The sequence below is a fragment of the Megasphaera sp. UBA4382 genome (genome assembly GCF_002391155.1).
Taxonomy (GTDB): domain Bacteria; phylum Bacillota; class Negativicutes; order Veillonellales; family Megasphaeraceae; genus Megasphaera; species Megasphaera hexanoica.
The window spans coordinates 1-6,720 of the sequence record NZ_DGRS01000002.1 but is presented as its reverse complement, the minus strand read 5'-3'; the positions used below and the strand labels follow the sequence as shown (position 1 = coordinate 6,720).

The following is a 6,720-nucleotide window of genomic DNA, read 5'->3' as shown; positions in this document are numbered from 1 at the left end:
GCCATTGCCGTCCTCTGCTCCGGTGCTGCCGTCGCCCTGCTCTGGCTCAAGCATTTATTTTAAGAAATACAATTTCGCAAAAAGCTGCCCCATCAGGCGGTCAGTCTGCTCATGATATGCTCTCTTCCCGGTAGACAAGTGACACAATACAAGCTTGTTTACCGGGAAGGGAGCATTTTTATGAAAAGGCACAAGTTCAAAGCAAGCGTAAGATAGCGTAAGATAGCGTAAAATACCGTCAAAAGACCTGTTGACTTAGACTGTACTCCATCATTTATAATACGGACTAAGAGGTGATACCATTGAAGATCAAAGAAGTCAGTGAAAAGTATAATCTGACCCCTGATACATTGCGATATTATGAACGAATCGGCCTTATCAGCCAGGTGCCGCGCAATAAAAACGGCATCCGTGAATATACCGATGAAAATTGTGCCAGTATTGCGTTCATCAAATGCATGCGTGCCGCCGATGTCTCAATTGAAGGTCTGGCTGCCTATCTGAAATTATACCGCCAGGATGGTGATACCCGGTCTGCCCGCCGGAAAATCCTCCTGCAGGAAAAGCAGCGTCTGAGCGAACGGATGCGCCATATGCAGGAGGCACTGGACCGCCTCGACACCAAACTTCGTCTTCTCGATGAATCATAATATATTAATGGAAATATAGGAAATCTGTTACAGCCTGCCCTGCGGATCATTGCCCAAACCTGCAGGACAGCCTTTTCGCGTACCTTCTGCTACGCATTTCTGTCAAGCTAGGTGTCTATTCTATACCTTTTAATCATGGTTTTATGAACTAGTGGTATACTATAGGTAAAGAATTCATCGTCCGGTTTCATCTTTGTTCCCACTTACTGAGAATACCGGCAAAGGAGGTACTATGTATGAAATTCCCAAAACTCGACAAAAAATCGCTCACTGATGGCATCACGATTCCTCATATGGTCCGCGTCCGCCAGACCTTTCCCGATGAATACCTGACCGATCCCGTAGGCGAACTACAGAAGCAGCTCTCCGCCCATGAAGGCGAACTGGCTCCGGCTGTAAAAGGCCAGCGTATCGGCATTACGGCCGGCAGCCGTGGCGTACCGTATTACAAAGAACTGCTCCGCCTTTTGTGCCGCCAGCTGCAGGAATGGGGAGCCAGCCCCTTTATTTTCCCAGCCATGGGCAGTCATGCCGGTGCGACAGCAGAAGGACAGAAACAGCATCTGGCCCAGTTCGGCATCTGCGAAGAGTACTTGGGCGTACCGGTCATCTCCACCATGGAAACAGTACAGGTAGATCAGCTTCCCGATGGCATGCCGGTCTATTGCGACAAAGCCGCCTACGAAGCCGACGGGATCATTCTGTTCAACAAAATCAAACCGCACACCCATTTCAAAGCGCCCCATGAATCGGGTCTCTTGAAAATGATCTGCATCGGCGTGGGAAAACACCGCGGCGCCAGCGCATTTCATTCCCTGGGCTACGATCACTTCGGCGAAAACCTGGAACGCGTATCGGAAGCCTTCCTGAAGAAAGTACGGGTATTCTTCTCGGTCGGGCTGACCCAGAGTCCCTCCGACCATATCGGCCACCTGGAAGTCATCCCGACTCCCCGTTTATTTGAAGAAGATGCCCGCCTGCAGCAGCTGGCACGGGCAGAAATGCCCCACCTTTTGCTGCCCCGTATCGACGTGCTGGTCATCGATGAAGTCGGCAAGGAAATCAGCGGCGCCGGGATGGACCCCAACGTAACGGGCCGTACGGAACGGGAAAGCCAGTTTGCAGGTTTCCACAAACTGGCACCGGATATCGAAAAAATCGTCCTGCTCGATATTACGGAAAAGGCCCACGGCAATGCAACCGGAGCCGGCGTAGCCGATATCATCAGCTATCGCTTCGTCAATAAAATTGATTTTGCCATGACCTATACAAATATCATCACAGCGAAGTCATTCCACATGGGCGCTATGCCGCTATATGCCAACAGCGATAAAGATGCCATTGAAATGGCTATTGCCCATTCCTTCCTGCCCGACCCGTCACAGGCAAAAGTGGTCCGCATCAAAAATACGATTTCCCTGAATGAACTGGAATGCTCCGTTGCCTGCATCCCTGATATCCAGAAAATTCCCGCCATGGAAGTCATATCGGATCCCTATGACTGGAAATTCAATGAAGAAGATAATCTCTGGTAAGTATATTTACGATACCTGCCAGTGTTATCAAAAGTTTTACCTCATTCTAACGAAGGGGCTGCCTCACTATCAGGCAGCCCCTTTGCTATAACCGTTCTATATCTTTATTTCTCTTTACCAGCCGCTAATTTGATGATCTCTATAACCGTTTCGCAGGACTTTTTCAATGAATCCAGTGGCAGGTATTCAAACCGCCCGTGGAAATTGGCTCCGCCCGTGAAGAGGTTGGGACAGGGCAGTCCCCGGAAGGAAAGCTGGGCCCCGTCCGTACCGCCCCGGATAGGCGCTACGACCGGTGTTATGCCGACGGCCTTCATGGCATCCTTTGCCAGATCCACTACATCCATATGACCGTCGCGTATGACATCGAGCATGTTGTAATACACGTCGTGTTCCTTGATGACGACCGTATGATCGCCGTATGTTTCGTTGAAAAAACGGGCCATGTTGCGGAGATACTGTTTCCGCGCTTCAAAGCGATCCCGGTCGTGGTCGCGGACGAGCATGTGGAGGGTGCATTGTTCGACTCCGCCGCTTATTTTATAGACATGGAAAAAGCCGTCCCGGCCTTCCGTATATTCCGGTTTTTCTCCTGCCGGGAGCATCTGCTGCCATTTTGAGGCAAGAGAAATGGCATTGATCATCTTTCCTTTGGCATCTCCCGTATGAACGCTGCGGCCATACAGGGTAATGACTGGATTGGCAGCATTGAAATTTTCATATTCCAGCCCGCCGAGTTCACCGCCATCTACGGTATAGGCGAAATCAGCGGCGAATTTTGCCACATCAAAGAGAAGGGCACTGCGCCCCGTTTCTTCATCCGGTGTAAACCCGATGCGGACGGTTCCGTGCGGAATTTCCCGATGATGGAGCAGGTATTCTGCCGCAGTGACAATCGCCGTCATCCCGGCCTTGTCATCAGCTCCGAGCAGAGTCTTTCCGTCGGTCACCATGATATCCTGTCCCTTATACGCCAGAAGCCGGGGGAAATCCTTCGGGGACAGGATGATGTGTTCTTCCTGATTGAGGACGATATCCCCGCCATCATAGGCAGTGACAATGTGAGGCTGGACGGGGCCTCCCGGGGCATCAGGACTCGTATCGAGATGGGAAATAAAGCCTACGACAGGCGCCTTCTCTGCCCCATTGGCCGGCAGCGTCGCCATGACATAGCCGTTTTCATCGAGAGACACATCACGAAGTCCCAGCCGTTTCAATTCATCAGCCAGATACTGCGCCAGTACGGTCTGTCCCTTCGTACTCGGGCAGACCGTGTCGTTATCTTCATCGGACTGGGTATCAAAGGATACGTATTTCATGAAACGGTTTACCAGAATATCTCTGTCTATCATGTCAGATTCCCCCTTACACATCTTCATCCCAGGCATTGATGACAACGGCTTCTTTCTTCAGCATATCCAGCTGGGCCGGGCTGAAGTGTTCCCGGCGGATGACGGCTTCGTAGACGAATTCATTGAAATACGCTTCGGAGCAGACGAAATAGCCTTTGTCTCCCACGTCCTTGCCCCAGGAATTTTCTATCTTCCAGCGGTCCGGACGGCCCGATTCATCGAAATGGACTCCCGTCAGAATCATCGCGTGCGTAGCGGAGCTGCTTCTATATTCCAGCCGCTTTCCTTTGGGCATGGCCGTGGAAAAGCCGCCAAGGAGCGCTTCATAGCGCACGCTGTCCGGGTCCCAGACGCCTTCTTTGCGCGCACCGGCCGCGCCGGCATCACAGGCAAACCATACGGCCTGTCCGGCCTTTAACTGCCTGATGCACAACTCTTCCAGTTCTTTCCCGGAAATATTGAGAGCCGTCATGTCGCGGTCTGCCATATTTTCCGTTCCGTGAAACCGGATGGGAGTATTCATCGGCTTATCTGCCGTCGGTTCATTGATGACCGGCACGTACTGGTCCAGGTCCAGTCCGACATATCTTTTATAGAAGGACTGCGGTGTCAGGTTTCGTTCTTCATGGAAGGTGTCGTCAGCATCGCGGTAGGCGAAATCAAAAGTTTCCACGGGCTGCCCGAAGGCAATGCATTCTGCCTTGTAGACTTCCTGCATCATTTCCTGTTTCCGTGCATACGGGTCTTTGCCCGTAAGGACCAGTTCCCGCAATTCCATGGCGTCTTTGCGCAGAAGCTTATTGATTGTAGCTACAAAATGATCCGTGTGTTCTGACTGATACGTTTCTGGCTGCACCTGTTTGGGAACGACACCGTATTTTTTTATCAGGTCTGCTGCTTCACACCAGTATCCGCCATCGCTCATACCGCGCAGGATATACTGCATGCACTGTCCCTTGAGCGGTTCATCGGCATGGTCGATGACCATCTGGAGGAAATTATTGGCCTTTTCCAGTTTGTCATAAAAGGACAGGTAATTCTGGGACAATTCAAATTCACTCAGGTGACACGTATCTGCCACGATTTCTCTTAGTATATTAAGGGCGGCAAAGAGCCAGCAGCGGCCTGATTTCTGCTGGGCCGTAATGCCTCTCGTCCTGACTTCCACAGAAAAAGCACCTTTGAGCCGTGCCGCCGCGCCGGGCACATAAGACAGGCCTGCCATGTCTGTTTTGGCAAGGGCCGCATGTAGGACCGGAGCTGTCGTATCGGCCTCATAAGCCGAGCGGAACTGCTGCAATACGTCTGTTGTAATCGTTTTCATACCATAGCGCCTCACTTATCAGTCAACTGTATCGGAAAGCATAGCTCTCCTATAGGTCATTGTACCACACCGGGGGCACTGTGGCGATACAGGTGCAGCAGTTAGTCCATAACATTTAATTATAAACCATGCATATTTTCTAAACAGGCAATTTCTGCTATACTTATTTCGTAACAAATACAAATTTTAACACTTAAAAGAGGCATTACGTCATGGAAAAACGATTTGACATTAATAAAGACGGCTATAGTATCCGCTGCCGGCTGATTTTCAGTGACCATGAGAAAACGGCCCGCACCTTTTCTCATATCGTCCTGGTCACCCATGGATTCGGAAGCAGTAAAGACACGGCCGGTACACAGCATTTTGGCGAACATCTGGCATCGAAATACAGTGACTATGCGGCCCTCGCCTTTGACTGGCCCTGCCATGGAGAGGACGCCCGGAAAAAACTGACCATCGAAGAATGCATGACCTATCTCGATCTGGTCATACAGTACGCCCGTGAAGAACTTCAGGCGGAAACGCTTTACATCTACTCCACCAGTTTCGGTGGCTACGTCACGCTCCGCTACCTGATTGAACGGGGAAATCCTTTTAAAAAAATAGCCCTGCGCTGCCCGGCCGTCAATATGTATCAGACTATGTGCGATTTTATTCCCGAAGCAGATAAGACTAAACTCCACAAAGGAAAGGAAATCCAGATCGGGTTTGAGCGGAAGATGAAAATCGACCAGCACTTCCTCGATTCGCTCCGGGATTTCGATATTATGAAGCAGGAGTATTTCGACTATGCCGACGACATGATCGTCATCCACGGGACAAAGGACGAAATGGTCCCTATAGAAGCATCCCAGCGGTTCGCCGAAAACAACGTAATCGAATTCATCCCCGTGGAAGGCGCCAACCACCCCTTCCAGAACCCGAATCACATGGCCCTGGCTATTCACAAGATCATCGAATTTTTCAGCTGATACAGACGGATATACAAAAAAGACTGCCCCTGTATGATTCTGCGCCAGATTCAGTAATCTGACGCAACGGATCATCACAATAGGCAGTCTCTTTATATTTATGAAGCATATATTTAGATAAAATAATGGGAGGCAATGAACCAGCCCAGCCCCAGTATGATAAAGGAGCACAAAAAGGCTCCCGCCATGGGACGGACCCCTTCTTTGGCAATGACGCTGAAATTGACATTCAGGCCTAATGCCGCCATAGCCATTCCCAGAATGACATAGGCCGCCTGTACAAAATACGGGACCAGTATTTCAACAGCCGGCACATACGAACCGATGGCACTGGCCAAGATGAACCCTCCCATGAACCAGGGAATGGGGATTTTCATGTCCTGCTTGCTATCGTCGTTCCGCCGGTTGCGCCAGGCTTCGAGAATCCCCACGATAATGGCGACCGGGGCCAGCAACAGGACACGGGAAAGCTTGGCGATGATGGCACTATCCGTTCCTACCGGCCCTGCACTGCCGCCGGCAGCCACGGCATGGGCGATTTCATGAAGGCTGAGGCCGGCCATGACACCGAACTGGCTGTCCGTAAATCCCAGCAGCGGCTGCAGTCCGACTTCGATCAGGGTAAATACCGTTCCCAGTACGGCCACGACAGCTACGGCCAGGACAGACTGGCTGGCTTTGGCTTTTACCGTCCCCGATATACCCATGACGGCAGCAGCCCCGCAGATGCTGCATCCACAGGCCGTAAGAAGTGCCAGCGTATGATCGACCCGGAATAACCGCGCCATGCCATAATTGATGAGGATCATCACCGCAACGACGACGACAGCCGCTTCCAGACTGTGCAGCCCCGACGTCATCAGGATGACCAGATTCAGTTTGAAT

The 6,720-nt window shown here is 51.2% G+C and carries 6 protein-coding genes; 3 read left to right on the top strand and 3 right to left on the bottom strand.

All coding sequences use genetic code 11. The features are described 5' to 3' along the window. The first annotated feature begins 302 nt into the window (after positions 1-302). On the top strand, positions 303-650 hold the full coding sequence (locus B4H10_RS00050; RefSeq protein WP_075582204.1) for a MerR family transcriptional regulator: 348 nt from the start codon (positions 303-305) through the stop codon (positions 648-650). 236 nt (positions 651-886) lie between these two features. Next, the gene (locus tag B4H10_RS00045) at positions 887-2,185 is read left to right on the top strand and encodes a lactate racemase domain-containing protein (RefSeq protein ID WP_150824547.1); all 1,299 of its coding nucleotides are present in this window, start codon (positions 887-889) and stop codon (positions 2,183-2,185) included. A 104-nt stretch (positions 2,186-2,289) separates the two neighbouring features. Here B4H10_RS00045 and pepT read toward each other — a convergent pair whose 3' ends face one another. Beyond that, on the bottom strand, positions 2,290-3,537 hold the full coding sequence (pepT, locus tag B4H10_RS00040; protein ID WP_292017952.1) for a peptidase T: 1,248 nt from the start codon (positions 3,535-3,537) through the stop codon (positions 2,290-2,292). A 13-nt stretch (positions 3,538-3,550) separates the two neighbouring features. Continuing rightward, complete coding sequence (locus tag B4H10_RS00035) at positions 3,551-4,861, bottom strand: aminopeptidase C (protein WP_292017951.1); 1,311 nt, start codon at positions 4,859-4,861, stop codon at positions 3,551-3,553. A 212-nt stretch (positions 4,862-5,073) separates the two neighbouring features. Here B4H10_RS00035 and B4H10_RS00030 point away from each other — a divergent pair, with 212 nt between their 5' ends. Continuing rightward, positions 5,074-5,835 (top strand): alpha/beta hydrolase, encoded by a 762-nt coding sequence (locus tag B4H10_RS00030; RefSeq protein WP_075582200.1) that lies wholly within the window; start codon positions 5,074-5,076, stop codon positions 5,833-5,835. Positions 5,836-5,948: 113 nt separating this feature from the next. Here the strand turns inward: B4H10_RS00030 and B4H10_RS00025 are convergent. Further along, a partial coding sequence (locus B4H10_RS00025; protein WP_292017950.1) for a YeiH family protein occupies positions 5,949-6,720 on the bottom strand: 772 nt, incomplete at its 5' end.